This window comes from Microbacterium sp. NPDC089696, from assembly GCF_044749125.1.
Lineage (GTDB): Bacteria > Actinomycetota > Actinomycetes > Actinomycetales > Microbacteriaceae > Microbacterium.
Genome location: NZ_JBIVHF010000001.1, coordinates 1674922 through 1701788, shown reverse-complemented (window position 1 = coordinate 1701788; position 26867 = coordinate 1674922). Strand labels below are relative to the sequence as shown.

The following is a 26867-nucleotide window of genomic DNA, read 5'->3' as shown; positions in this document are numbered from 1 at the left end:
GGGGGCATGCCTCAGCGTCGTTCCCGTGTCGCCCCGTCCGCTGCGCAGACCGAGTTGGCTGCGGCACTCGCCGCGCTGCGCGAGTCGCTCGACGCACCCGCCGAGTTCTCCGCGGAGGTCCTCACCGAGGCCGAAGCGGCGACGGCTCCCGCGCCCGAACTCGACCTGCGCGACATTCCCTTCGCGACACTCGATCCGAAGGGCTCGCGAGACCTGGATCAGGCGTTCCGGCTGGAGCGGCGTGGGTCGGGCTACACGGTCCGCTATGCGATCGCCGACATCCCGGGATTCGTGACCCCCGGCGGGGCGGTCGACGCCGAGGCACGACGTCGAGGGCAGACCCTGTACGCCGCCGACGGCACGATCCCGCTGCACCCGAAGGTTCTGAGCGAGGATCGAGCGTCACTCCTCCCGGACGTCGAGCGCCCGGCACTGGTCTGGACGTTCGCGCTCGACGAAGCCGGACTGGTGGAGGACTTCCGGCTCGAGCGAGCGCTGATCCGCTCCCGCGCCCGACTCGACTATGTCTCCACTCAGGCCGCGCTGGATCGCGGCGAGGGCGGACCCGCCGCGCTCCTCCCCGAGATCGGCGCGCTGCGGATCGAGCAGGAGCGGCTGCGCGGCGGTGCGAGCCTCAACCTGCCCGACGAGGAGGTCGTGCGCACGTCCGAGGGCGGGTACGCGATCGAACGCCGGCATCCGCTCCCGGTCGAGGAGTGGAACGCTCAGCTCTCCCTCATGACCGGCATGGCCGCGGCATCACTCATGCTCGACGCTCGGATCGGGATCCTGCGGACGATGCCGCAACCCGACGAGAAGGCGTTCGACGCCTTCCGGCATCAGACCGAGGCGCTCGGGCGTCCTTGGCGCAGCGGTCGTTACGGCGACTATCTGCGCGAGCTGGATCGCGCAGACCCCCTGACACTCCCCGTCCTCGAGGCGGCCGCCATGCTGTTCCGAGGGGCCGGATACGTCGCGTTCGACGGCACGGTCCCGGCCTCGACCGAGCAGGCCGCGATCGCCGCCCCGTACGCACACGCGACCGCGCCCCTTCGTCGCCTCGTCGACCGGTGGTCCCTCGAGATCTGCCTCGCCGTGTCCGAGGGACGAGAAGTGCCCGGGTGGACTCGCGAGTCGCTCGCCGACATCCCCGGGCTCATGCAGGAGTCCGGGCAGCGCGCGTCGAAGCTCGACTCCCAGACGGTGAACTGCGTCGAGGCAGCGCTTCTCACACCGCTGATCGGCACGACCATCGATGCGACCGTCGTCGAGGTCCGCGGCGAGAACCGTGCCAGCGTGCAGATCGGGGAGCCCGCCGTCACCGCTTCCGCGCCCATCCCTCCCGGGACCGCGGCCGGAGCCATCGTCCGCCTCCGGATCGTCGACACCGACATCACCACCGGCACCGTGGACTTCTCGCTGTGACAGACCGCAGCGTCGAGGATCTCCTGGCCGTCGCCGAGCGCTTCGTCGCCGCACGCTTCCCGCGCGCGGCCATCGCGATCATGGCGGGAAGCACCAGTCGCGGTGAACGCACCGCGAGCAGCGACATCGATCTGCTGCTGCTCGGCGACGACCTCTTCGATGACGGCGCATCGAGCGAAGCATCCACCCACGACTTCGACGACGAGGTGTTCGAGGTCTTCGCGTACACGCACCGCGGGTTCGAGGAGTGGGCGCAGCGCGGGATCGAGCAGCATCGCCCCGTGATCGTGCACATGCTGCTCGAGGGCACGATCATCCGCGATGACGGACGGTCGGAGGGGCTTCGCGCGCACTGGCGTCCGGTGATCGAGGCGGGTCCTGTCCTCACCGAAGCGGAGTCGCGGTTCCGTCGCTACGTCATCACCGATGTGCTCGACGATCTCCGCGACGCGACCGACGTCCTCGAGCGTCGGGTGGAGGCATCCATCCTCTTCGAGCGGACCGCCGAGCTCATGCTTCTGGACGCCGGTCAGTGGATCGCGACCGGCAAGTGGCTGCCGCGACGACTCCGTGCGCTCGACGCGACTCGCGCCGAGCTTCTGAGCGCGCCGCTGCTCGCGGATGACCTGGAGATCTTCGCTGCGCGGATCGAGGAGGAGCTCGAACGTGCCGGAGGCCGGGTCCAGGGCGGCTTCGTGCGCTGAACTCAGGCGGACACGGAACTCAGGCGGGTACTGAACTCTCAGGCAGGAACAGCGCTCGTCGTCATCACGAGCAGCTGCGGGTCGGCGAGATCCAGCGCGACGGTGATCGACGCGAACTCCGCGAGGGATGCCGCGTGGGTGCCGCCGCAGAGGATGTCCGCCGTGCCCACGGGCAGCTCGCAGTGCCAGGTGCGCCGGTCGACGATCGTCGGGCCGGCCGGCACGACGCGGCTCTCGGCACCGGACACGACCCACTCCGCGAGCGTCGCGTTGATCGACGCGACCCTCTCATCGAGCGTGGCGGCGAAGGTCTCGGTGTCGAAGCCCGCCCTGCGCAGACTCTTCCCGAGGCGGTACTCGTCGACGGCGCCGTCCTCGTGGATGCGGCTCGACTGATTCGCGCGTCCCTCGAAGTCCGGCGTGCCGAGCGCGTCGAGGCCGGGATCCTTGCGCCACAGGTCCGCGAGCGCGAGGTCCAGGGCGAGTGAGGCGAGGTGACACGCGGTGTGCCCCCGGCTGAGACCCGCACGACGGGGCTCGTCGACGATCAGCTCGACCTCGGCGCCGGGGACAAGCCATCCCGGAGCCTCACCCTCGAGAGGGTGAGCGACCAACCAGGTCCAGCCGTCCACGCCGCGCTTGACCGGGATGTCCGTTCCCACCGCGAACGCGCCATCGTCGGACACCGCGGCCATGACCGCCTCCGTCACGCGCACCGACGAGTCGTCGAGCGAGATCGTCCCGCTGTCCCCCGGCTGATCCGGCCAGGTGTGGTCCACGGGGTGGAACGGAGTCCGGTCGACGACGACGACGACCGTCCCCGTCTCCAGGGCGTCGACGCGCTCTACGACGCCGGTCTCCCGCACCGCCCCTTCCGCGAAGGAGACGAGCGTGGCGGAGGGCTGTGCGGTCATGACGTCAACTCTTCCACAATGCGCAGGCACTGCCGCCCGGGGTGTGCGGCGTCGGCAGTCAGGGCGACGGCGGGATCGTGACGCTCGCGAGAGGACATCGACGCTGTCTGGGATCGGCGCCGCGACCCGGCACCTGACGGGTCAGGCCGTGACGACCTGCGCGGTGCCGAGCGGAGCGTCCGGGCCCATCTCGGCGGCGATGCGGTTCGCCTCGTCGATGAGAGTGGCGACGATGTCAGCCTCGGGCACGGTCTTGATGACCTCGCCCTTCACGAAGATCTGCCCCTTGCCGTTGCCGGACGCGACACCGAGGTCGGCCTCGCGGGCCTCACCCGGTCCGTTGACGACGCAGCCCATCACGGCGACGCGCAGGGGCACGGTCATGTCCTTGAGTCCCTCGGTGACGTTCTCGGCGAGCGTGTACACGTCGACCTGGGCGCGCCCGCACGAGGGGCACGAGACGATCTCGAGCTTGCGCTCGCGGAGGTTCAGCGACTGCAGGATCTGGTGGCCGACCTTGACCTCTTCGGCGGGCGGCGCCGACAGCGAGACCCGGATCGTGTCGCCGATCCCCTCGCCCAGCAGGATGCCGAACGCCGTGGCGCTCTTGATGGTCCCCTGGAAGGCGGGACCGGCCTCGGTCACACCGAGGTGCAGCGGCCAGTCGCCCCGCTCGGCCAGCTGCCGGTAGGCCTTGACCATCACGATCGGGTCGTTGTGCTTGACCGAGATCTTGAAGTCGTGGAAGTCGTGCTCCTCGAACAGCGAGGCCTCCCACACGGCGCTCTCGACGAGCGCCTCGGCCGTGGCCTTGCCGTACTTCGCGAGCAGCCGACGGTCGAGAGAGCCCGCGTTGACGCCGATGCGCAGGGAGACTCCCGCGGCCTTGGCCGCCTCGGCGATCTTGCCGACGTTTCCGTCGAACTCGCGGATGTTCCCCGGGTTGACGCGGACGGCGCCGCAGCCGGCGTCGATCGCGGTGTAGATGTAGCGCGGCTGGAAATGGATGTCGGCGATCACGGGGATCTGACTCTTCATCGCGATGATCTTCAACGCGTCGGCGTCGTCCTGGTGCGGCACCGCCACCCGGACGATCTCGCAGCCGGATGCGGTCAGCTCGGCGATCTGCTGGAGGGTCGCGTTGATGTCCGTCGTCTTCGTCGTCGTCATCGACTGCACGGTGACGGGAGCGTCGCCGCCGACGAGAACCTTGCCGACCTTGATCTGGCGGGACTTGCGTCGCGGGGCGAGGACCTCGGGGACCTTCGGCATCCCAATATTCACTGCTGGCACATGTTCAGCCTACGCCGCCAGGATGCACGCGGGCTGGATGTCGCCGCCTCGTCATGCACCCGTCACCGGCGCCGACCGTGTGATAGTTTCAGCCCATGCTCGCGAACGTCACCTGGTGGCCCGCCTCCTAGGCGGTGTGTTCGCGTTCCCACGAATCCAGACCGCCTCCGGGGCGGTCTTTTCGTTGAGCCGAGCCGGAGCCACGCACAGGAGACCCCGATGACCCTCTCTCGCCTCGCCGAGCTCACCGCCGATCCCGAGGCCTCGTTCGTCCTCATCGCGCGAGACGGCGCAGACACCGTCGAGCTGCTCACCGGAGAGGTCGTCGACGTCGACCTGCTCGCCGACATCCCGCTGACGATCGACGGATCCGCCCGCGAGGTCTTCGCGATGGTCCCCTACCGTCAGGTGCGCGAGCGTGGATTCGTCGCCCAGGACGACGGCACCCCTCTGCGTTGTCTCGTCGTGGACGAGCACCACCACATCGCGACGCGCGAGCTGCTCTCCGCGCTCCCGGCCGGCGGCATCCCTCTTCGCGACGGCGGCTTCGACGTCTCCGACGAGGACTACGCCGCGATCGTCGAGACGGTCATCGCCGACGAGATCGGCCGTGGCGAAGGAGCGAACTTCGTCATCCGGCGCGACTACACGGCCGAGATCGACACGGACGACCGGACGGCCGCACTCACCTGGTTCCGCGCGCTGCTCACCCACGAGCGCGGTGCGTACTGGACGTTCGCGGTCGTCACACCCGGACACGTCGCGGTCGGCGCCAGTCCCGAGGCACATGTCGTCGCCCGCGACGGAGTCGTGACGATGAATCCGATCTCCGGGACGTTCCGCCACCCGGCTGGGGGCTCCACCCGCGAGACGCTCATGGAGTTCCTGTCATCGACCAAGGAGACGGAAGAGCTCTTCATGGTCGTCGACGAGGAGCTCAAGATGATGAGCGCCGTCTGCTCGGACGGTGGACGGATCACCGGTCCGCACCTCAAGGAGATGTCGCGGCTCACGCACACCGAGTACATGCTCCGCGGACGCAGCCGGCTCGATCCGCGCGACATCCTCCGCGAGACCATGTTCGCGCCGACCGTCACCGGGTCGCCGATGCAGAACGCCTGCGCCGTGATCCGTCGTCACGAGACGAAGCCGCGCGGCTACTACTCGGGCGTCGCCGCACTCTTCACACCGAACGCCGACGGCGGTCACGACCTCGACGCCCCCATCCTCATCCGCACGGTGTACGTGCAGGACGGGTCGCTGAGCGTCCCGGTCGGCGCGACCCTCGTGCGCCACTCCGACCCCCACGGCGAGGTCTCCGAGACGCACGGCAAGGCCGCGGGCGTGCTGGGGGCGATCGGCGCGATCGACCGTGACCGCGCCGCAGAGGCCCGCGAGGACGCGGACGAACCCGGTCGGCGCCAGGCTCTGGCCGACGACCCCGAGGTCGCAGCACTGCTCGCCTCGCGCAACGCCCGGCTCGCGGAGTTCTGGCTCAACCCGCAGGGCGAGGACTTCACGGGGCCGTTCACGGGACGCACCGCGCTCGTGGTCGACGCCGAGGACCGCTTCACGACGATGCTCGCGCACCAGCTGCGCCACCTCGGCCTCGACGTGACGATCGCGCCCTGGAGCGACGCTCGGGACGACGAGGTCGATTCGGCGGACCTCGTGGTGGCCGGTCCGGGACCGGGCGACCCCCGCGACGACGACAGCCCCCGCATCAGCCGCATGCGGCAGATCGTCGGCCGCCGGGTCGACGCCGGACGACCGCTGCTCGCCGTGTGCCTGAGCCACCAGATCCTCGCCGACCGGCTGGGCATCCCGCTCGTGCCGCTCGACGCTCCGCATCAGGGTCTGCAGAAGTCGGTGCCGGTGTTCGGCGAGGACGCCTCGATCGGCTTCTACAACACCTTCACCGCACGCGTCGATCCGGGCACGACGCAGGTGGGCGCGGTCGAGGTGTCGGCGGATCCCGCCACGGGCGACGTGTATGCGCTGGGTGGACCCCACGTCGCCTCCGTGCAGGGGCACCTGGAGTCGATCCTGTCGCGCGACGGCATCCGCACGCTGCACCGCCTCGTGGAGAAGGCGCTCGCCTGAGGATGCCCGGCGGTCAGCCGCCGAGGATCTTGATGGGGTTGAACAGGTCGGCCACGAGCAGCAGCGCGCCCATCGCGATCAGCAGTGTCGCGACGACGACCGTCAGCGGCACGAGCCGCGTGGCGTCGACGGGCGCAGGCGGCGGGCGGCGGAACAGCCGCGCCCACGCACGACGGATGCCGTCCCACAGCGCGACGACGATGTGACCGCCGTCGAGCGGCAGCAGCGGGATGAGGTTGAAGACGAAGAGGGCGACGTTCAGCGACCCCAGGAGACCGAGCAGCACGGCGAAGCGGTTGAGCACCGGCGCATCGGTCGCCGCGACCTCTCCCGCGAGACGTCCGACGCCCACGACGCTGAGCGGGCCGTTGGGGTCGCGCTCCCCACCGGTGACGAGGGAGACCCCGACGTCCCACAGTCGCACCGGCAGCGTGAGGATCATCGAGCCGACGCGCGCGACCGTGTCTCCGGCCATCTCCGGGCCTGCGGACAGCGGCTGCTGCACGTAGCCCATCTGAGCCCCCATGCCGACGTAGCCGACCTCCTTCACGACCGGCTGGCCGTCGTCGCCGATCACGGGCTGACCACTGGCGTCGGTGATCGTCCGCTCGGCCGTCACCGGCGTGATGCGCAGGGTCTGCTCCGCGCCGTCGCGGCGCACCACGACGTCGAGCGTCTCCCCCGGAGACGCCTGCACGATCGCGGTCGCCTCGGCGAACGTCGACACCGGGGCGCCGTCGATCGACACCAGGACGTCTCCCGGCTTGATCCCGGCCTCCGCCGCGGGAGTCGCCGGGTCGTCGGGTGCGCACTCCGTCGCGGTGGAGCCCGCTGGCAGGACGCACTCGCTCACCGAGGCGATCGTCGTCGTGCCCTGCTGCACGCCGATCCCCGAGACGAGGACGGTGAAGATCACGATCGCGAGCACGAGGTTCATGAGCGGTCCGCCGAGCATCACGATCACACGCTTCCAGACCGGAAGCCGGTAGAAGACGCGATCCTCCGCTCCCTCGGCGATCGTCTCGTCGTTCGCGGTGCGCGCGTCCTGAACGAGCGCGCGGAACACGCCCTTGGCCGGCCCCGCGGTCTTCGACGCCGGGTACATGCCGGACATCGAGATGAAGCCACCCAGCGGGAGGAGCTTGAAGCCGTACTCCGTCTCCCCGATGCGCTTGGACCAGATCCGCGGGCCGAAGCCGATCATGTACTGGCCGACGCGCACGCCGAACAGCTTCGCGGGGAGGAGGTGACCGACCTCGTGCAGACCGATCGACAGGCCGAGGCCGATCAGCATGAACACGATGCCACCCAGATAGAGCAGTGCTTCCACTCCCCCAAGGTACTGGTGCCCGCCTAGGAATCAGCCCACATCCCGTCGGGTGCCGCGCCCGCACCGGACTAGGGTTGATCCGTGACCGACCGCCAGCTGCGACTCCTGCGCGCGGCGGCGGCATCGTCGATCGCGACCGTGCTCGCGGCGGTGTCCCACACAGTCGCCGGAGGCTCGGCTCCGCATCCGCTGCTCGTCGTGGCGATGACGGCGCTGCTCGTGCCCGTCGCCGCCGTGCTGATCGGCGTCCGCCCCTCTCGCGTGCGTGTCGCGCTCACTGTGCTCGTCTCGCAGATCGCGTTCCACCTCGTGTTCGCGCTGCTCGGCGCGCCGACGGCCGGTCTCAGCGGCATCGGGCACCAGCACCACCTCGATCTCGCGGCGTTCGGGCCGGTCGCCGCCGTCGCCGCCCCGGATGCGCTGATGATCGGAGCCCACCTCGTCGCCGCGATCGTGACGATCGCCCTGCTGTGGCGGGGCGAGTCGCTGATCCGGGCGATCGCGCAGTGGATCGTCGCGCGACTGCGGAGCCGCGCCACATCGGTGTGTCTGCCTCATCGCCGCCGTCCGCTCCCGACGTCCTCCGCGGTCCCCGTCCTCCGAACCGCGCTCGCGACATCTCTCTCCCGTCGAGGACCTCCCGCCCTGGTCTGATCATCATCCGGCGCCGTCTCCACCGTGACGGCGTCTTCCCGCGGTTCCGCGCGCCCTCGGCGTGCCCGCACCTCAGACACAGGAGTAACCCATGCGTACCTTCACCACCCGCCGCACGCTCGTCACCGGCCTCATCGGCGGCGCCGTCCTCGCCCTGGCCGTTCCCGCGATGGCCAGCGCACACGTCGGCGTCAGCCCGGACGAGCTCACCGCCGGCGACCACGGCGTGTTGACCTTCTCGTTCTCGCACGGCTGTGAGGACTCCCCCACCACCGCTCTGCGCATCACGATGCCCGAGGGGCTGGCCTCGGTCGCGCCGACCATCGACTCGAACTGGACGATCGACGTCGAGCGCGGCGACGACGGCCTCGTGAGCGCTGTCACGTACACCGCGCTCACCCCGGTGCCCAACGGACTCCGCGGAGCCGTCACGCTCGGAATCAGCCTCGACGACAGCACCCCCGACACGCTCGTCTTCCCCGTCGTGCAGTCGTGCGTGGTCGGCAGCACGGAGTGGACGCAGGTCGCCGAGGACGGCGAGGACCCGCACAGCCTCGACGCGCCGGCGCCTGTCGTCTCGGTCGCTCCTGCCGTCGAGGCTCACGACGCGCACGGAGACGCGCCTGCAGACGACGCCTCCGGCTCCGCTGCCACGGACGACCAGGGTAGCGACGCGCTGGGCACCGTGCTCGGAGCGGGCGGCCTCGTCGCGGGCGTCGCCGCGCTGGTCGTGTCGATCCTGGCGTACCGCCGCCGGGCGTGAGGCCTGCGCACGTCCCCTCGCGCTCACGGAGTGCGAGGGGACGTGCCGTGCCCGGGCACGACCGCCTCGCCGTGAGAACATGGACGGGACATGTCGATTGAACAGCAACCGAGCCTGCCGCCCGTGCTCCGCCCCGCGAACCCGCCCCGGCGTGAGCTGTCCGAACTCGCCACCCGATTCGCGCGCGAGGTGCGCGGCGACGCCACGGGAGTGACCCTCACCGGGATCACGCTCGCGACCGCCGATCTGCGCGCCGGAGAGGCCTTCGTCGCCATCCGGGGAGTGAACCGCCACGGCGCGGAGTTCGCCCCCGTCGCCGCCGAGAAGGGCGCCGTCGCGATCATCACCGACGAACAGGGCGCCGACATCGCGGCATCCGCGGGTCTGCCGATCCTCGTGGTCGACGACCCCCGGGGGGTTCTCGGCGCGCTGAGCGCATGGGTGTACGGCACCGGCGCCGGCGACCCGCTCCCGCTGCTGTTCGCCACCACGGGGACGAACGGCAAGACGAGCGTGTCGCATCTGCTGGAGGGCATCCTCGACCAGATCGGCGTCGTCACGGGACTGTCCTCGACGGCGGAACGCCACATCGCGGGCGAGGTCATCGTGTCGCGCCTCACGACGCCCGAGGCCTCCGAGATGCACGCGCTGCTCGCCCTGATGCGCGAGCGCGAGGTCGAGGCCGTCGCCGTCGAGGTCAGCGCTCAGGCGCTCTCGCGGCACCGCGTCGACGGCATCCGCTTCGATGTCGCGGGCTTCACGAACCTCAGCCACGACCACCTCGACGATTACGCCGACATGGAGGAGTACTTCGAGGCGAAGCTCCCGCTCTTCCGCCCCGACCGGGCCGTCCGGTCCGTCGTGTGCCTGGACTCCCCCTCGGGAGCGGTCGTCGCCGATCGTGCGGAGGTCCCCGTGGTCACCGTGGCCACCCCCGCGATCGCCGCCGATCCGACGTCCGCCGGCCGCGCCGACTGGGTCGTCTCGATCGACGACGAGCGCGCATCGGGCACGACGTTCACCATGACCGGACCTGCCGGATCTCTCACCACGACGGTCCCCGTGATCGGCCCGCACATGGCGGCGAACGCCGCGCTCGCGATCGTCATGCTCCTCGAGGGCGGGTACGCCTGGGACCGGATCGTCTCCGCACTCGATCGCGACGGCGGGATCCGCGCGCATCTGCCCGGGCGCACGCAGCTCGTCTCGGGCGAGACCGGCCCCGCCGTGTTCGTCGACTTCGGTCACTCCCCCGATGCGTTCGAGAAGACCCTCGCGGCCGTGCGGCGTGTGACTCCCGGGAGGGTGCTGATGCTGTTCGGAGCCGACGGCGACCGCGACGCCAGCAAGCGCTACGACATGGCGCGCACGGCCGTCGAGGGCAGCGACATCCTCGTCGTCACCGACCACCATCCGCGCTTCGAGGACCCCGGTTCGATCAGGGCCACTCTCGTCGCCGGCGCACGCGACGCGCGACCCGACGCCGAGATCCACGAGTACTCGCCGCCCGAGGCAGCGATCGTCGCGGCCGTCGGCATGGTCGGCGAGGGCGACGCGATCCTCTGGGCGGGACCCGGTCATCAGGACTACCGGGACATCCGCGGCGTGCGCACCCCCTACTCGGCCCGCGAGCTCGCGCGACGGGCGCTCAAGGCCGCGGGGTGGCCCGTGCCGGATCCGGCCTGGCCCGTGCCCTACGCGTCCGAGGAGTGAGGCCGGGCGGCGCGGTCAGCCCTTCGCGATGAGCGCGTCGGCCGTGCGGCGACCCCAGGACTCGGCGTCCGCGAGCGACTCGACGGTCAACGTCGCGGGAGGCTCGTGCGCGTCGACGACGCGGGAGATCGTGTCGACGATCCCGAGGAACGTGAGGCGCCCCTCATGGAACGCCGTCACGGCCTGCTCGTTCGCAGCGTTGTAGACCGCCGGGAAGGTGGCGCCGGCGCGTCCGACCGCCTTCGCGAGGGCGACGGAGGGGAAGGCCTCGTCGTCGAGAGGCTCGAAGGTCCACGACGCCGCCTTCGTCCAGTCGAGCGGACGACCCACGCCGCCCACTCGATTCGGCCAGTCGAGCCCTAGGGAGATCGGGAGCCGCATGTCCGGCGGCGACGCCTGCGCGATGGTCGAACCGTCCACGAACTCCACCATGGAGTGCACGATCGACTGCGGGTGCACGACGACGTCGATGTCGTCGTAGGCGACGTCGAAGAGGAGGTGGGCCTCGATGACCTCGAGCCCCTTGTTCACGAGGGTCGCGGAGTTGGTCGTGACCATGCGGCCCATGTCCCAGGTGGGATGCGCGAGCGCCTCCTGCGGCGTGACCGTCGTCATCTCGTCACGGGTGCGACCGCGGAACGGCCCGCCGGACGCGGTCACGACCAGTCGCCTGACCTCGTCGTGCGTACCGCTGCGGAGCGCCTGCGCGAGTGCGGAGTGCTCCGAGTCGACGGGCACGATCTGGTCGGGAGCGGCCGCGGCGAGCACGAGCTCCCCGCCGACGATGAGCGACTCCTTGTTCGCGAGCGCGAGCGTGCGTCCGGCCTTCAGCGCGGCGAGGGTCGACCCGAGACCGATCGAACCGGTGATGGCGTTCAGCACCACGTCGGCCTCGACGTCGCGCACGAGCTGCTCGGCCTGTTCCGCGCCCAGCGCCGTGTCCTCGACCTGGAACCGCGCGGCCTGCTCCGCCATCATCTCGGCGTTGCTGCCCGCGGCGAGACCGACGAGCTCGAAGCGCCGAGGGTTCGCGCGGATGACGTCGAGCGCCTGGGTGCCGATGGAGCCGGTGGAGCCGAGGACGATGATGCGACGCATGACGTCAGCCTATGACACGCCCTCGGCCCGGCCGGATCAGCCGGCCTGGGCGATCGGGGTCGTCCCGAGGATGTCGACGACGAACACGAGGCTCTCGTCCTGCAGCTCGTTGCCCTCCGACGCGCCGTAGCCGTCCTTCGGAGGCATCACGACGAGAACCTGGGACCCGACGGTCTGACCCTCGAGAGCCATCTTGAAGCCGGTCACGACGCCGGTGGTCGGGAACTGGGCGGGAACGGCGCCACGACTCCAGCTCGAGTCGAACTCGCTGCCGTCGGACCACTTGACGCCGCGGTACTGGACCGTGACGAGGTCGCCGGACTGGACGACGGGTCCGTCGCCCTTCTTCAGGTCCTCGACCTTGGTCTCGGTCGGAGCGTCGCCGTCCGGGATGGTGATCGTGGGAGCGCCCTCGTCGTCGAGCTCGACGGTCGGCATCCCCTCGACCGGGTCGACGTCCTCGCCGGAGGCGATCGTCGGCAGCTTCTCGATGGTCTCGATGTACAGGATGTTCGGGTTGCCGCCGTCCTGAGCCGGAGGCAGAGCCAGCACGACCTGGGAGCCGAGCGGCGCGCACTCCACTGCCGCGGTGAAGGCGAACTCCTGCGTCAGATCGTAGTTCTGCTGCTGCGCCTGCCCGTCGCTGAGCAGGGCGGGGACGACACCGTCAGGGCCGAGCGAGGAGCTCGCGAGCACCTCGGAGGTCGCGCCGTCGACGAGCTGGTAGCGGAGGGACACGAGGTCGCCGGCGTGCAGATCGTCTCCGCTGCCCTCCTTCACGACCGTCCGCTCGGCGGCAGTCACCTCGGTCCCTGCCGGGATGGAAACGGTCGCGGCCGCCCCTTCGCCGTCCACCACGACGGCGTCCGAGCCCGCACCGGATGCCAGGTCGGCGACGCACGTCGTCTCCGGTGCCGACGTGGGGTCGGCCGTCGAATCGGGAGCTGCGTCCCCCGAGCATCCCGCCAGAAGCAGGGTCGCGGCGGCGACGGTGGACAGGACGATGAGCGGACGCTTGCGCACAGTGAGACCTCAGGGTTCGCGGGCGGGACGTTCCATCATCCCGCATCGCCCTTTGTCCGCGCTGGGAGGCGCGCGCTGACTCTTCATTCCCACGAGAGCATGAATCCGGCGGTACTCTGCTCTGATGACGTCAGAGCAGTCCGTGGAGCCCGAACCGTCACCCGAGGACTCGGCGAAGCCGCGGCACACCGGGTTCGCCTATGCGCTCGGCCGCAGTCTGATCACCCCGCTCGCGCGCGGCGTCTACCGCCCCCGCATCGAAGGCAGGGACAACGTCCCGCGCTCCGGCGCGGTCATCTTCGCGAGCAACCACCTCTCGTTCATCGACTCGATCGCCATCCCCGTCGCGGCGCCTCGGCCCGTGCACTTCATGGCCAAGTCGAGCTACTTCGAGGGCACCGGATTCCGTGGCTGGCTGAGCAAGACGTTCTTCCAGTCGATCGGCGCGATCCCCGTGCGGCGCGGCGCCGGACAGGCCGCACTCGACGCCCTGGACCTGCAGCGCCAGCTCCTCGACGAGGGCCTCGCGGTCGCGCTCTACCCCGAGGGGACGCGCTCCACCGACGGGCGTCTCTACAAGGGCCGCACGGGCGTGGCGTTCCTCGCGCTGCAGACGGGCGCTCCGGTGGTGCCGGTCGGGCTCGTCGGCACGGACAAGGTCATGCCGGTCGGCGCGAAGGTCCCCACGCTCAAGGAACGGATCACCGTCCGGTTCGGCGAACCTCTCGATCTGTCGCCCCACGGCCCCGCCGAGAGCGGGCGTGCACGTCGACTCGCGACGGACGAGATCATGGCGGCGATCCACGCCCTCTCCGGGCAGGAGCTCGCCGGCGCGTACAACGAGGCACCGGCGCAGGGCGCGATCGAGAAGATCAAGCAGGCCCTTCCGCACGAGCGCCGCTGACGGCAGCTCGCTCGACTTCAGGCGGAGCCCTGCGCCGTGACGGTCGCCTCGTGACGCACCGGGAAGTTCATCGAGTTCGCGATGAAGCACCAGTCGTGGGCCTGCGCGTGCGCGCGCTCCGCGGCCTCGATCATCGAGGCGTCCGCGACGACGACCTCCGGACGCAGCATCACCTCGACGAACGCTCCCCCGCCCGCACCGTTCTCCCGCATCAGACCGGATGCCGCGTCACGGTACGAGACCACGACGACGCCTGCGGTCACGCAGGCGTGCAGGTACGACAGCAGGTGGCACTGCGAGAGCGAGGCCAGCAGCATGTCCTCCGGGTTCCAGCGCGACGGGTCGCCGCGGAACGGCTTGTCGGCCGAGGCGAGCAGCTCGGGCTTGCCCTCGACCTCCAGCGTCACATCTCGCCGGTAGTCGCGATAGCCGCTGGTGCCGGTGCCGGCGTTGCCGGTCCACGTCGCGGTGAGGGCGTAGCGATGGTCGCCGAGAGGTGCGGAGCTGAGTGCCATGGCACCAGTCTGCCAGCCGGCGCCGACGACGGATCCGCGGGGCTGAGCGCACGGCGGCGCGCCCGGAGGCGCGACGTCCCCGGTTCGAGGACGGCCGTCCGGCCTCACGACGATATCCTGGACGACGTGCTGGAGACTCTCACCGTTCAGGATGCCGTGGAACTCGCTGTCGTCGAGCGGAGCGGATTCGTCGAGTCCCGCCATGCGGGTGCGGCGGTCGTGCTGTCGCCGGACGGCGAAGTGATCGCCCGCCACGGGAACGCCGACGCCGTGATCCTGCCGCGCTCGAGCCTCAAGCCGCTGCAGGCCGTCGCCTGCATCACCGCCGGCGCGGTCCTGGAGGGCGAGCAGCTCGCTCTCTCGACGGCCAGCCACGTCGGCACCGACCGTCACGCTGCCGTCGTCCGTGACATCCTCACCGAGGGCGGGCTCACCGAGGACGACCTGGCCTGCCCTCCCGCGTGGCCCAGCGACACCGCCACCCGGGACGAGATGGTGCGCGAGCACGGCCAGCAGGAGCGCATCCGCATGAACTGCTCGGGCAAGCACGCCGCGATGCTGCGCGCCTGCGTCGCGACCGGCTGGCCGACGCAGGGCTACCTCGATCCCGCGCACCCGCTCCAGGTGCACATCCGCGATGTGATCGAGCGTCTGACGGGCGAGAAGGTGGCTCACACCTCCATCGACGGCTGCGGCGCCCCCGTGCACGCGATCACGCTCACGGGACTCGCCCGCGCGATCCATCGCATCGGCACGGCATCCGATCGCTCGCCGTTCGCACTCCACCGCGTGGCCGGCTCGCTCGTCCGCGCGGTGCGCGACAGCCCGTGGACGATCGAGGGCCCCGCGCGCCCCGACACGATCGCGATCGAGACGCTCGGGGTCTTCGCGAAGGGCGGCGCCGAGGGGATCATGGTCATGGTCGCCCCGAACGGCACCACGGTCGCCCTGAAGATGCTCGACGGCGGAGCCCGCGCCTCGACGCTCGTCGCGGCGACGCTGCTCAACCGCGCCGGAGCGATCGGCGAGGCGGACCTCGCCGCTCTCGCCGCGGCTCTTCCCCTCGACGTGCTCGGCGGCGGTGGAGTGGTCGGCTCGATCCGCGCCGGCTCCGGAATCTGACCGCTCCGTCGACACGACCGCGACACCAGAGGCGTATGCGGCCTCAGCGCCGCGGCCGCCAGGCGTCGACGACCACTCGTCGAGGCGACTCGGACCCCCGGACCGCCCACGCGCGACCGGCGTGAGGGCGCGCGTACGGCGGGAGTTCGCGGACGGCGGCGAGCTGACGGAGGTCGGTCGGGTTCTCGGAGCGGACCAGGATCTCGCCGTCGGCGCGCGCACGCTGCCAGAGACTCCACTCGCGCTGCCAGGTCTCGGCATCCGCCACGAGGATCGTCCGCGGCTTCCGGTCGACCGAGCCGACGTCGGCGGGGGCCACGACCGCACAGTCGGGGAACATCGAGGCGAGGTCGGCGATCGCCTGATTCGCGCCGGCGCTGACGACAGCGGTCACCGCGGCGCTCGGACGCCACGAGGATGTCGACGTCCGGTCGCCCCGCGCTCGCGACGAGCGGAGTCGCTGCTCGGGAGTCCACGCGAGCTGCACGTCGTGATCGCCGATGCGCGCGCGTCCAGCCGGTCGGTCGCGAACGTATCCCTCGGGGTCGCCCCCGGCCGCCAGATGCTCCGTGCGGCCGCCCGTGCGCAGCACCGCGCGCCTCGGGAGGAGATCGAGGATCCGCCCCGATGCACCGCTCGACCTCGTCGCCGCGAGCACGATCGTCGCCTCGGGTCTCCCCCGGATGATCCTCTCCCAGAGCTGCGCCAGGTGCGCCGCGTGCTCCGCGGGGAGCGCCTCCAGCTGCGCATCGAGGTCGTCGCACAGGATCAGCTCGGGCCGTCCTGACGGCGGGGCCGTCGCGAGAGCGCTCACCACGTCCCACGCGCTCTCCGGGTCGATCGGCACCTCCACGACGCCGGGGCACTGCACCGCGATCGCGCGGAGTGCCGAGCTCCGCCCGGAGCCGCTCTGCCCGATCACGGCGATCCCCCGGTCGCTCCCGACCCGCAGGAGCTCGAGCGGCTGCTCCTGACGCTCCGGGAGGTCCGCTCGTCCGAGCACGATCGTTCCCCCGGGGGCCTCTCGCCGGAGGTCCGCGAGCGCCAGCACGGTCGGCAGCGGCGGCAGCCACGGGCTCCGTGGAGGAGGCGACGCGGACCATCGCTCGCCGATGCGCTCCAGGTCGTCCGCCTGCGTGAGGGCGACCCGCAGCGCTCGGGCGTTGTCGTCGCGGGGCCGTCGGGCCAGGGCGAGGCCTCGAGCCTCCGGTCCGCCGGTGATCTGCGCCGCGTCGTCGCTGCCGATCACGGCACGGCTGTCGGCCGGATCGCCCACGCGGAGACACACCCGCAACGGGCAGTTCGCCGCGAGGGCGTCCCTGACGACCCCGACCGCGCGCTGGGTCCCGAGCACGAGATGCATCCCCAGAGCGCGGCCGCGGGCGGCGATATCCGTGAAGACGGACGCGAGATCGGAATGCTCCTGGAGCAGGGCGGCGAACTCGTCGACGACGATGACGAGCCGCGGCATGTCGACCTCGGCGATGTCGCGCGCCCCGTGCTCCGCGAGGACCGTCTCGCGGCGTCGCAGCTCCGCCGACAGACTGGACACGCCCCGACGCGCTCCCGCGGGGTCCAGGTCGGTGACGACGGCGACGACGTGCGGAAGAGCCCGCAGCGCCTCGAACGCGGTGCCGCCCTTGAAGTCGGCGAGCACGAACACGACGCGGTCCGGACCGTACGCGCTCGCGAGAGCCGCCACCCACGAGACCAGCAGCTCGCTCTTGCCCGAGCCTGTCGTCCCGGTCACGATCGCGTGCGGCCCGTCCTCCACGAGGTCGAGGACCACCGCGTCCCGCTCGCTCCGCCCGAGGGTCGCCGCGAGGGAGGACGCACGCGCGTTCTGCGCCAGGTCGCTCAGGAGCACCCGGTCGGGGATCACCGAGGCGGCCGTCGTCTCCTCGTCGTCGAGCTCTCGGGCAGCCGAGCGGACCTGCGCGCGGGAGACGAACTCCGGCCTGATCTGGACCACGCCGTCCGGCGTCCGGACCGTCGCCTGCTGCACCTCCTCGATGTCGATCACGCAGGCGATCCCCTGCGGAACGGTCTCCGCAGAAGGGAGCACCCAGAGCGCGGCCTCCGCGGAGGTGTCGAGCGTCTCCCCGTGCTCGACGACCGCCAGTCGGAACCCGGCGCGCCCCACGGCGCGCGCGTGCGGGAGGGCGGCGAGACCGAGACGCTCGACCGCGCTCCCGACGAGGACCAGCTGCGATGCGCCGAATCGCAGGCACAGCTGCAGCACGAGAGCACGCGCGGCAGCGGCTGTGAGCGTCGACCCTCCTCGCAGCGCCACGCCGTACCCGAGCTGCACCGCGACCGGCACGTCCTGGATCCGGGCGCAGCGGACCCGGAACTCGCGAGCCCGCTCCCCCTCGCCGCCCCCGGCACGGAGGGTGCTCGGTCGCGTGCCCGAGCCGACGACGATGGAAGTCTCCGCATCCAGCTGCCGCCCGTCCCGAAGCGGCGGGTCCGACAGCGCGGTCACGACGTCCGGGTCGCGGTGACGGCGGAGCATCCTCTCCGCCTCGTGTCGTTCGCGCAGCTCGTCCTCGGCCCGGAGCCACCCGGCGTCCTCCTCGGCCTCCGCCCGCCGGCGCGCCGACCATCGGGAGCGCGTTCCGTCGATGGCACCGGCGACGAGCATGAGCGGCCCGAGCGCGGCGAAGCACAGGGAGAGGATCGACCCCGTCACGAGCCACAGCACGATCCCCCCGATCACCGGCACCAGGGCGGCGAGGATCGGGAGCGGGGTCCGTCCCGGCGGCGTGGGCGCGGGCGGAATCGTGATCGGAAGGGAGTCCATGCCCCCAGTGGACACCGCGGTCGCGGGGCGATCACCCCTCTCCACAGACTCCTGCGCGGGTCAGACGACTTCCTCGGATGTGGAGGACGGGTCGGCGCCCTCGGGCTGTTCGGAGACCTGCACGATCACGAGCGTCACGTTGTCCCGTCCGCCGTTCTCCAGCGCCGCAGCCAGCATCGCGTCGACGGCGGCCGCGGGCTCGGCGTTCTCACGGAGGAAGTGCTGGATGCCGTAGTCGGTCAGCTCCTTGGTGAGACCGTCGGAGCAGATCACGAATCGGTCGCCGGCCCTGACCTCGAGCGCGAGGTAGTCCGGAGGCGTCAGTTCGCTCGCTCCGACGGCGCGGGTGATCACGTTGCTGTACGGATGGCCCTCGGCCTCTTCCGGGCTGATCTTGCCCGCGGCGATGAGCTCCTGCACGACGGAATGATCGGTCGTGACCTGGACGAGTCGATCGTCCCGCAGGAGATACACGCGCGAGTCGCCGATGTTGAGCGCGACCCAGTGCGGCTCGTCGTCCGCGAACTCGAGGAAGACGCCGGTGAGCGTCGTCCCGGTGCCCTCGTCCGTGGTGTCGGGATGGTCCGCGATGTCGCCGACGGCGAGTTCGAGCGCACGCTCGATCGCGTCGCGCTCGACCGTGCCGTCGGACACCAGGGCTTCGAGGCGGGAGATCGTGCTCTGGCTGGCGATCTCGCCACCCGCGTGACCGCCCATGCCGTCCGCGACGATGAACAGGGGGTACTCGGCGAAGAACGCATCCTGGTTGGTCTCGCGACGACGTCCGACGTCCGTCGCCCCTGCCCAGGACAGGAGCAGCGGATGCTGCGCAACCGTGACGCTGTGCGTCCTCGTCGTCGTCTCAGCCACTCGTCGCCTCCGAAATACCCCTGGATCGGGTGGCCCCAGGATACTCACACATCGTAGTGGACTCCGCGCCGCCGAACTGCGCTCCGCGGTCGTCCCATGCCTCCACGTTATCGTCTCCCGACGCCCGACTCGTACGATCCGTGGCGCGGCGCCGTGCCCGGCACAGCACAGAGCCCCCGACCGGAGTCGAGGGCTCTGTGCCGGCGATCAGGCCGGGGGCTGGTTGGGGTCCGACGGAGCGGCCGGCGGAGCGGGCGGTGCTGCCGGCGGAGCGGCGGGCGGAGCCGGGGGCGTCTGCGGCGCTGCGGGCGGGACCTGCGGAGCCGCGGGCGGGACCTGCGGCGCGGCGGGCGGAACGCCGGGAGCCTGCTGCGGAGCGGCCGGCGGCGTGTAACCGGGCTGTGCGGGCGGCGCGTAGCCGGGCTGAGCCGGCGGGGCGTACCCCTGCTGCGGAGCGCCGTACCCCTGAGGGGCGCCGTATCCCGGAGCGGCGGCCGGACGCGGCTGCACGGGGATGCCCTGCCACACCGTGTTGTCGCCGAAGAAGCCGTTGTCGGCCCACGGAGCCGGGGCGACGTTCGGGTTCCACCGGGACTTGTCGAAGGCGTTGATGCCGTACCAGACGATCGACAGCAGCACGAAGAGGATGACCCAGACGGCATCCTTCTGCAGCTTCAGGCCCACACGCCAGGCGGCGAGGGCCAGGACGACCGCGAGCGCGAGGCCCGTCAGGAAGTTCAGGTACGGGATGAACGAGAGGCCGAAGCCGATCAGCACGACCCACGGCGAGACGTCGCCGAGCTTCGCGAACACCATCATGTTGTAGACGGGGACCCAGGCGCGCCACTTGCCCTCGACGCCCGCCTTCTCGAAGATCTTCATGAGGAAGATCGACGAGATCACATAGAACGCCGCTGCGAACAGCAGGCCGATGAAGAGACCAGCGAGAACAGCGCCGAGAGCCGCCCCGCTGTCGTAGTAGTCGTTGTACATGATCCCCTCCGGATCCGATGGAGCAGTCGCTGTGCGCGCTGCGACACCCACCATATCGGTGCGCTGTGACCACCGGCAACGACACGCGTGGGGAGAAGTCCCCACCCGCGTCCGCACGTCATTCCGCGACGACGAGCTCCAGGACGCGGTCGACGTCGGTGTCGCGCAGGACGATGCCCCGCGATCCCGCCCACGACCGCAGCGTACGCAACGACCGGACGCGGGGTCGGTCGTCCGCGAGGGCGCGCACGAGGAGGCCCTTCGACTTCTTGTTGAAGTGGTTGAGCGCACGGCCGTGCTCCGTCACGACGCGCACGTACGCTGACGGGACGGACGCGGGGATCGGTCCGAGCGCGACGTAGGCCTCGCTGCGGAGATCCAGCACGAACGCGGGCTCCTCCCCCGCGATCGCCTCCGACGTCGCCTCCGCCCAGTGCCGACGCAGCGGCGCGACGCCGGGAAGCGAGGTGCCCGCCGCGAGACGGTAGGCGGGGATCGGGTCCAGAGCGCCGACGGGCCCGAACGGCGCGGAATGGATCCACACATGCGCGCCGAGCCATCGCCGAGAGGCCGTCGACAGCGACGCCGCATCGAGGGCGTCGAAGAGGACGCCGGTGTAGCGATCGACGGCCGGCATCGTGGCCGCCGTGCGGAGCGCCGCGTTGTGCGCGACCTCATGCGCCTGCTTCGCGCTGAGCTTGAGCGCGGAGCGCGCGGCATCCTCATCCCCGGCGAGCTCGACCAGGGCGTCGATCACCGCCTCCCGAGTCCGGCCCAACGCGGGCAGCGCGAGCGACGCCGCATCGAGCGGAGCGCCGTCACCACCGGGGCGCTTCGTCTCGGACGGTGGGAGCAGGATCTTCATGGGACCTCGTGACGCAGAGACGCGTCCGCCCCGACACCCGTGCGGGGGTCGAGGCGGACGCGATGAGTGGAACTGATCAGGCGATGAGGGCGGCGTTGCCGGCCACGATCGTCAGGTCGTTGCCCTCCATGGAGAGGAATCCGTCCTGCGCGTTCGCCAGCACCTTGGTGCCGTCGGTCTGGGTGATCCGGACCTGGCCCTCGGCGAGGATCGCCAGGACCGGCTCGTGCCCGGTCATGAAGCCGATCTCGCCCTCGACGGTCTTGGCGACCACGAGGCTCGCCTCTCCCGTCCAGACCTCCGCGTCCGCGGAGACGAGGCTGACGTGCAGAGCCATGGTCAGCCGTTCTCCTTCTGGATCTTCGCCCACTGCTCTTCGACGTCGGAGATGCCGCCGACGTTGAAGAAGGCCTGCTCGGCCACGTGGTCGAAGTCACCGCGGGTGATCGCGTCGAACGACTCGATGGTGTCCTTCAGCGGGACGGTCGAACCCTCGACGCCCGTGAACTTCTTGGCCATGTAGGTGTTCTGCGAGAGGAACTGCTGGATGCGACGTGCACGCGACACGACGATCTTGTCTTCCTCGGAGAGCTCGTCGACACCGAGGATGGCGATGATCTCCTGCAGCTCCTTGTTCTTCTGGAGGATCTGCTTGACCGTGGTGGCCACGCGGTAGTGGTCCTCGCCGAGGTAGCGGGGGTCCATGATGCGCGACGTCGAGGTCAGCGGGTCGATGGCCGGGTACAGACCCTTCGACGCGATCTCACGGGAGAGCTCGGTCGTCGCGTCGAGGTGCGCGAAGGTCGTGGCCGGGGCCGGGTCGGTGTAGTCGTCGGCCGGCACGTAGATCGCCTGCAGCGAGGTGATCGAGTGACCGCGCGTCGAGGTGATGCGCTCCTGGAGGAGGCCCATCTCGTCGGCGAGGTTCGGCTGGTAGCCCACGGCCGAGGGCATACGGCCCAGAAGGGTCGAGACCTCGGAACCGGCCTGCGTGAAGCGGAAGATGTTGTCGATGAAGAGCAGCACGTCCTGCTTCTGCACGTCGCGGAAGTACTCCGCCATCGTGAGAGCCGAGAGGGCGACGCGCAGACGCGTCCCCGGCGGCTCGTCCATCTGGCCGAAGACGAGGGCGGTCTTGTCGAAGACGCCCGCCTCCTCCATCTCGTGGATGAGGTCGTTGCCCTCACGGGTGCGCTCGCCGACACCGGCGAACACCGACACACCACCGTGGTCCTGCGCGACGCGCTGGATCATCTCCTGGATGAGGACCGTCTTGCCGACGCCGGCGCCGCCGAACAGACCGATCTTTCCACCCTGCACGTAGGGGGTCAGGAGGTCGATCGACTTGATGCCGGTCTCGAACATGGTGGTCTTCGACTCGAGCTGGTCGAAGTTCGGCGCCTTGCGGTGGATCGGCCAGCGCTCGGTGATCTCGACGGTCTCACCGGGCTCGCCGTTGAGGACCTCGCCGATCACGTTGAAGACCTTGCCCTTGGTGACGTCGCCGACGGGGACCGAGATGGCCTCGCCGGTGTCGCGCACCTCCTGGCCGCGGACGATGCCGTCCGTCGGCTTCAGGGCGATCGCGCGCACCAGGTCGTCGCCGAGGTGCTGGGCGACCTCGAGCGTGATCTCCGTCGACTCCTCGCCGATGGCGATCGTGGTCTTCAGAGCGTTGTAGATGTCGGGGATCGAGTCGTGCGGGAACTCGATGTCGACAACCGGACCGTTGACGCGTGCGACGCGCCCGACGACCGCGGTCGCCGGCTGGTCAGCCGTGGCGATGGAAGTCATTATCGTCTCTTTCCTGATGGTCTATTTGCTCGACGAGAGGGCGTCGGCGCCGCCGACGATCTCTGCGATCTGCTGCGTGATCTCCGCCTGACGCGCGTTGTTGCGCAGACGGGTGTAGTCGGTGATGAGCTTGTCGGCGTTGTCGCTGGCGGACTTCATCGCCTTCTGCGTCGCAGCCTGCTTGGCGGCGGACGACTGCAGAAGGGCGTTGAAGACGCGGCTCTGGATGTACACCGGCAGGATCGCGTCGAGAACGGTCTCGGCGTCCGGCTCGAACTCGTACAGCGGGTAGACCGTGCTGCCCGCCTCCGAGTCGTCGGCCTCCGTGATCTCCAGCGGGAGCAGACGCACGGACTCCGGCGACTGCGTCATCATGCTGACGAAACGGTTGTACACGAGGTGGATCTCGTCGACGCCGCCCTCGTCCGCACCGCGCGAGAAGGCCTCGAGCAGCGTGGCCGAGATCTCCTCCGCCGTGTGGAACGACGGGGTGTCGGTGTCGCCGGTCCACTCCGCGGCCGACTCGATGCGACGGAACTGGAAGTACCCGACGGCCTTGCGACCGATGAGGTAGAACACCGGTTCCTTGCCCTGCTCGCGCAGGAGCGAGGCCACCTCGAGACCCTCACGGAGGATCTGCGAGTTGAACGCTCCGGCGAGACCGCGATCCGACGAGAAGATCACGACCGCGGAGCGGCGGATGTTCTCAGGCTCACGGGTGAGCGGGTGGTCGACGTTCGAGTGCGTCGCGACGGCCGACACGGCCCTCGTCACGGCCCGCGCGAAGGGGCTGGACGCCTTGACGCGTGCCATCGCCTTCTGGATGCGCGAAGCCGCGATGAGTTCCATCGCCTTCGTGATCTTCTTGGTCGTCTGAGCAGAAGAGATCTTCTGCTTGTAGACCCTGAGTTGTGCGCCCATGAATCAGTTCCTCACGCGATTACGCGCGACGACCCTTGACGATCTTCTCCTGGTTGACGTCCTCGGCCTCGGCCGCAGCGTGCTCCTCGTGGCCGGGGGCGCCGATGGCGTGACCCTTGCCACCCTGGAACTCCAGGATGAAGGCATCCGTCTGCTTCGACAGTTCCGCGACCGTGTCGTCGTCGAGGACGTTGGTCTCACGGAGCGTGTCGAGCACCGAGGTGTTGCGACGCAGGTAGTCCAGGAGCTCGCGCTCGAACCGGAGCACGTCCTCGACCTCGATCGTGTCGAGCTTGCCGTTGGTACCGGCCCAGATCGAGACGACCTGCTCCTCGACGGGGTACGGCGAGTACTGCGGCTGCTTGAGCAGCTCGGTCAGACGCGCACCGCGCGAGAGCTGACGACGCGACGCGGCGTCGAGGTCGGACGCGAACATCGCGAAGGCCTCGAGCGAGCGGTACTGGGCCAGCTCGAGCTTGAGCGTTCCGGAGACCTTCTTGATCGACTTGACCTGGGCGTCACCGCCGACTCGCGACACAGAGATACCCACGTCGACCGCCGGACGCTGGTTGGCGTTGAAGAGGTCGGACTGGAGGAAGATCTGGCCGTCGGTGATCGAGATCACGTTGGTCGGGATGTACGCCGAGACGTCGTTGGCCTTGGTCTCGATGATCGGGAGGCCCGTCATCGATCCGGCGCCGAGCTCGTCGGACAGCTTCGCGCACCGCTCGAGCAGACGCGAGTGCAGGTAGAAGACGTCGCCGGGGTAGGCCTCGCGGCCCGGCGGACGACGCAGGAGCAGCGACACGGCACGGTAGGCCTCGGCCTGCTTCGACAGGTCGTCGAAGATGATGAGGACGTGCTTGCCGCCGTACATCCAGTGCTGGCCGATGGCCGAACCGGTGTAGGGAGCCAGGTACTTGAAGCCGGCGGGGTCGGATGCCGGAGCGGCCACGATCGTGGTGTACTCCAGGGCACCGGCCTCTTCGAGCGCGCCCTTCACCGAGGCGATGGTCGAGCCCTTCTGACCGATCGCGACGTAGATGCAGCGGACCTGCTTGCTGACGTCGCCCGACTCCCAGTTGGCCTTCTGGTTGATGATCGTGTCGATCGCGATGGCCGTCTTGCCGGTCTGGCGGTCGCCGATGATCAGCTGACGCTGACCGCGGCCGACGGGGATCATGGCGTCGATGGCCTTGATGCCCGTCTGCATCGGCTCGTGCACCGACTTGCGCTGCATGACGCCGGGGGCCTGGAGCTCGAGCTCGCGGACGCCCTCGGTCGCGATCGCGCCGAGGCCGTCGATCGGGTTGCCGAGCGGGTCGACCACGCGGCCGAGGTAGCCGTCGCCGACGGGGACCGAGAGGACCTCGCCCGTACGGGTGACTTCCTGACCCGCCTCGATGCCGGTGAAGTCGCCGAGGACGACGACGCCGATCTCGTGCTCGTCGAGGTTGAGCGCGAGACCCTTGGTGCCATCGGCGAAGGTCACGAGCTCGTTCGCCATGACGCCGGGCAGTCCCTCGACGTGGGCGATGCCGTCGGCGGCGTCGATGACGGTGCCGACCTCGGTCGCCGCAGCCCCGGTGGGCTCGTATGCCGCGGCGAAGTCCTTCAGCGCGTCACGGATGACGTCGGGGCTGATCGATAGTTCTGCCATTGTCTTCCCTTTGTATCTGGGTGCGCGGTTCCCCGCGCGAAGTCGTGTTAGCCGGCGAGCTTCTGGCGAAGGTCGGCGAGACGGGCGGAGATGCTGCCGTCGATGACGTCGTCCGCGATCTGCACGCGCAGACCTCCGACGACGGTGGGATCGATGACCTCGTTGAGGGACACCGTCCCCTCGTAACGGCGCGAGAGCGCGTCACTCAGGCGCGTGCGCTGGGCTGCGGTGAGCGGCTTCGCGGTGTAGACGGTGGCGACGACGCGGTCGCCCTGGCTCGCGACGATCCGCATGGCACGGGAGAGCAGCTGACGAACGCGGCGCTCGCGCGGCTGACGCACCAGCGACGAGACGATCAGCGCGGTCGAGGCGCTCGTCGCCCCGCCCGCGAGCAGACGATCGATGAGCGAGCCCTTGGCGGACTCGCCCCCGAGACGACTGCCGAGCGCGAGCTCGAGCTCCGGGTTGGCGGCGACGACGCGGGAGAAGCCGAAGAGCTCCCCCTCGATGTCGGCCTTCGGGTCCGCGATGGACGCGGCCCGGATGGCCAGCTCCTCGATGCCGTCCGTCAGCTCCGCGGCGGACGACCAGCGCTCGGCGACGGCCGTCTTCAGCACGTCCTGCGCGTTCTGCGAGAACGCGCCGAACACCGCGGTCACGACGTTCTGTCGCGCCGCGGCCGCAGCCGCAGGATCGGCCAGCGCGCCGCTCAGCTGGGACGACTCCGCCACGGCGCGGGCGGCTGCGAACAGCTCCTGCGCCGTGTCGAGAGTGACGCCCTTCGCTGCGGCAAGCGTCTGAGTGGATGCCGCGAGTGCCTGAGTGGTCGCGCTGCCCATTACTGAGCCGCCTTCTCGGATGCTTCGAGGTCGGCGAGGAAGCGGTCGACGACCGCCGTCGCGCGTGCATCGTCGGAGAGCGTCTCGCCGACCACGCCGCCGGCGAGATCGATGGCGAGCGTGCCCACCTCGCTGCGCAGCGAGACGAGCGCCGTCTGACGCTCGGCCTCGATCTGCGAGTGCGCGGCCGCAGTGATGCGAGCTGCCTCGTTCGATGCGGTGTCCTTGGCCTCGGCGACGATCTTCTTGCCGTCCTCGCGGGCGGCCTCACGGATCTCACCGGCCTCGGTGCGTGCCTCGGCCAGCTGTCGCGTGTACTCCTCGAGCGCGGCCTCGGCCTGCTTCTGAGCCTCGTCGGCCTTGGCGATGTTGCCCTCGATCGCGGCGGAGCGCTTGTCGAGCATCGCCGTGAACTTGGGAAGGGCGACCTTCCACACGACGAGGAGGATGATGAGGAACCACAGGCCCGACCAGATGATGTCGTACCACGCGGGGATCAGCGGGTTGTGCGCTTCACCCTCAGCCGCGAGGTTCGTGACAAGAGCGTTCAGCATCCTGTCT

24 protein-coding genes are annotated in these 26867 nt (G+C 70.3%); 8 read left to right on the top strand and 16 right to left on the bottom strand.

The genetic code is table 11. The annotated features are described in order from the left end of the window. Positions 1–6 precede the first annotated feature (6 nt). Together ACIPY8_RS08410 and ACIPY8_RS08405 are read left to right on the top strand one after the other, a co-directional pair. Positions 7–1425: an RNB domain-containing ribonuclease gene (locus ACIPY8_RS08410; RefSeq protein WP_400816933.1), complete on the top strand. Its 1419-nt coding sequence runs from the start codon at positions 7–9 to the stop codon at positions 1423–1425. Further along, positions 1422–2129, top strand: coding sequence for a hypothetical protein (locus tag ACIPY8_RS08405; protein WP_400816931.1), 708 nt, complete (start codon positions 1422–1424; stop codon positions 2127–2129). Before ACIPY8_RS08410 ends, ACIPY8_RS08405 begins: the two co-directional genes overlap by 4 nt. A gap of 38 nt (positions 2130–2167) precedes the next feature. On the opposite strand, the gene ACIPY8_RS08400 is transcribed toward ACIPY8_RS08405, so the two are convergent. Together ACIPY8_RS08400 and ispG are read right to left on the bottom strand one after the other, a co-directional pair. Continuing rightward, positions 2168–3043 carry a hypothetical protein gene (locus ACIPY8_RS08400; RefSeq protein ID WP_400816929.1) on the bottom strand — a complete coding sequence of 292 codons (876 nt, stop codon included), beginning with the start codon at positions 3041–3043 and terminating at the stop codon, positions 2168–2170. 141 nt (positions 3044–3184) lie between these two features. Next, positions 3185–4315, bottom strand: a complete 1131-nt coding sequence (gene ispG, locus ACIPY8_RS08395) for a flavodoxin-dependent (E)-4-hydroxy-3-methylbut-2-enyl-diphosphate synthase (RefSeq protein ID WP_400816927.1) — start codon at positions 4313–4315, stop codon at positions 3185–3187. A gap of 240 nt (positions 4316–4555) precedes the next feature. Here ispG and ACIPY8_RS08390 point away from each other — a divergent pair, with 240 nt between their 5' ends. Continuing rightward, positions 4556–6439 carry a chorismate-binding protein gene (locus ACIPY8_RS08390; protein WP_400816925.1) on the top strand — a complete coding sequence of 628 codons (1884 nt, stop codon included), beginning with the start codon at positions 4556–4558 and terminating at the stop codon, positions 6437–6439. Between the two features lie 13 nt (positions 6440–6452). On the opposite strand, the gene ACIPY8_RS08385 is transcribed toward ACIPY8_RS08390, so the two are convergent. Then, on the bottom strand, positions 6453–7769 hold the full coding sequence (locus ACIPY8_RS08385) for a M50 family metallopeptidase (RefSeq protein WP_400816923.1): 1317 nt from the start codon (positions 7767–7769) through the stop codon (positions 6453–6455). An 81-nt stretch (positions 7770–7850) separates the two neighbouring features. Between ACIPY8_RS08385 and ACIPY8_RS08380 the strand changes: the two genes are divergently transcribed. From ACIPY8_RS08380 to ACIPY8_RS08370, 3 genes are all read left to right on the top strand, one after another. After that, positions 7851–8423: a hypothetical protein gene (locus ACIPY8_RS08380; RefSeq protein ID WP_400816921.1), complete on the top strand. Its 573-nt coding sequence runs from the start codon at positions 7851–7853 to the stop codon at positions 8421–8423. 91 nt (positions 8424–8514) lie between these two features. Further along, a complete protein-coding gene (locus ACIPY8_RS08375) occupies positions 8515–9186 on the top strand; it encodes a YcnI family protein (protein WP_400816919.1) in 672 nt (223 codons plus the stop codon). A 90-nt stretch (positions 9187–9276) separates the two neighbouring features. Next, positions 9277–10899 carry a Mur ligase family protein gene (locus ACIPY8_RS08370; RefSeq protein WP_400816917.1) on the top strand — a complete coding sequence of 541 codons (1623 nt, stop codon included), beginning with the start codon at positions 9277–9279 and terminating at the stop codon, positions 10897–10899. Between the two features lie 15 nt (positions 10900–10914). Here the strand turns inward: ACIPY8_RS08370 and dxr are convergent, their stop codons facing one another. Next, positions 10915–11997, bottom strand: coding sequence for a 1-deoxy-D-xylulose-5-phosphate reductoisomerase (gene dxr, locus ACIPY8_RS08365; protein ID WP_400816915.1), 1083 nt, complete (start codon positions 11995–11997; stop codon positions 10915–10917). Positions 11998–12033: 36 nt separating this feature from the next. Further along, on the bottom strand, positions 12034–13020 hold the full coding sequence (locus tag ACIPY8_RS08360) for an FKBP-type peptidyl-prolyl cis-trans isomerase (protein WP_400816914.1): 987 nt from the start codon (positions 13018–13020) through the stop codon (positions 12034–12036). Between the two features lie 124 nt (positions 13021–13144). Between ACIPY8_RS08360 and ACIPY8_RS08355 the strand changes: the two genes are divergently transcribed. After that, positions 13145–13924 carry a lysophospholipid acyltransferase family protein gene (locus ACIPY8_RS08355; RefSeq protein ID WP_400816912.1) on the top strand — a complete coding sequence of 260 codons (780 nt, stop codon included), beginning with the start codon at positions 13145–13147 and terminating at the stop codon, positions 13922–13924. Between the two features lie 17 nt (positions 13925–13941). On the opposite strand, the gene ACIPY8_RS08350 is transcribed toward ACIPY8_RS08355, so the two are convergent. Further along, positions 13942–14439, bottom strand: coding sequence for an OsmC family protein (locus tag ACIPY8_RS08350; RefSeq protein ID WP_400816910.1), 498 nt, complete (start codon positions 14437–14439; stop codon positions 13942–13944). A 126-nt stretch (positions 14440–14565) separates the two neighbouring features. Here ACIPY8_RS08350 and ACIPY8_RS08345 point away from each other — a divergent pair, with 126 nt between their 5' ends. Next, on the top strand, positions 14566–15561 hold the full coding sequence (locus ACIPY8_RS08345) for an asparaginase (RefSeq protein ID WP_400816908.1): 996 nt from the start codon (positions 14566–14568) through the stop codon (positions 15559–15561). 43 nt (positions 15562–15604) lie between these two features. Here the strand turns inward: ACIPY8_RS08345 and ACIPY8_RS08340 are convergent, their stop codons facing one another. The 10 genes from ACIPY8_RS08340 to ACIPY8_RS08295 all read right to left on the bottom strand — a co-directional run bounded on the left by ACIPY8_RS08340 (position 15605) and on the right by ACIPY8_RS08295 (position 26860). Next, entirely contained in the window at positions 15605–18364 is a 2760-nt protein-coding gene (locus ACIPY8_RS08340; protein WP_400816907.1) for an FtsK/SpoIIIE domain-containing protein, read from the bottom strand. Positions 18365–18424: 60 nt separating this feature from the next. Beyond that, positions 18425–19234, bottom strand: a complete 810-nt coding sequence (locus ACIPY8_RS08335; RefSeq protein WP_400816905.1) for a PP2C family protein-serine/threonine phosphatase — start codon at positions 19232–19234, stop codon at positions 18425–18427. A gap of 207 nt (positions 19235–19441) precedes the next feature. Continuing rightward, positions 19442–20227 (bottom strand): large exoprotein, encoded by a 786-nt coding sequence (locus ACIPY8_RS08330; RefSeq protein WP_400816903.1) that lies wholly within the window; start codon positions 20225–20227, stop codon positions 19442–19444. A gap of 118 nt (positions 20228–20345) precedes the next feature. Further along, positions 20346–21092 (bottom strand): YaaA family protein, encoded by a 747-nt coding sequence (locus tag ACIPY8_RS08325; protein ID WP_400816901.1) that lies wholly within the window; start codon positions 21090–21092, stop codon positions 20346–20348. Positions 21093–21168: 76 nt separating this feature from the next. Further along, positions 21169–21429, bottom strand: coding sequence for a F0F1 ATP synthase subunit epsilon (locus ACIPY8_RS08320; RefSeq protein ID WP_400816899.1), 261 nt, complete (start codon positions 21427–21429; stop codon positions 21169–21171). A 2-nt stretch (positions 21430–21431) separates the two neighbouring features. Beyond that, a complete protein-coding gene (gene atpD / locus ACIPY8_RS08315) occupies positions 21432–22886 on the bottom strand; it encodes a F0F1 ATP synthase subunit beta (RefSeq protein WP_400816897.1) in 1455 nt (484 codons plus the stop codon). Between the two features lie 21 nt (positions 22887–22907). Then, positions 22908–23807, bottom strand: a complete 900-nt coding sequence (locus tag ACIPY8_RS08310; protein ID WP_341934818.1) for a F0F1 ATP synthase subunit gamma — start codon at positions 23805–23807, stop codon at positions 22908–22910. 19 nt (positions 23808–23826) lie between these two features. Then, positions 23827–25467 carry a F0F1 ATP synthase subunit alpha gene (gene atpA, locus ACIPY8_RS08305; protein ID WP_400816895.1) on the bottom strand — a complete coding sequence of 547 codons (1641 nt, stop codon included), beginning with the start codon at positions 25465–25467 and terminating at the stop codon, positions 23827–23829. 47 nt (positions 25468–25514) lie between these two features. Then, positions 25515–26306, bottom strand: coding sequence for a F0F1 ATP synthase subunit delta (locus ACIPY8_RS08300; RefSeq protein ID WP_400816893.1), 792 nt, complete (start codon positions 26304–26306; stop codon positions 25515–25517). Continuing rightward, the gene (locus ACIPY8_RS08295; protein ID WP_400816891.1) at positions 26306–26860 is read right to left on the bottom strand and encodes a F0F1 ATP synthase subunit B; all 555 of its coding nucleotides are present in this window, start codon (positions 26858–26860) and stop codon (positions 26306–26308) included. Before ACIPY8_RS08295 ends, ACIPY8_RS08300 begins: the two co-directional genes overlap by 1 nt. Positions 26861–26867: the final 7 nt, after the last annotated feature.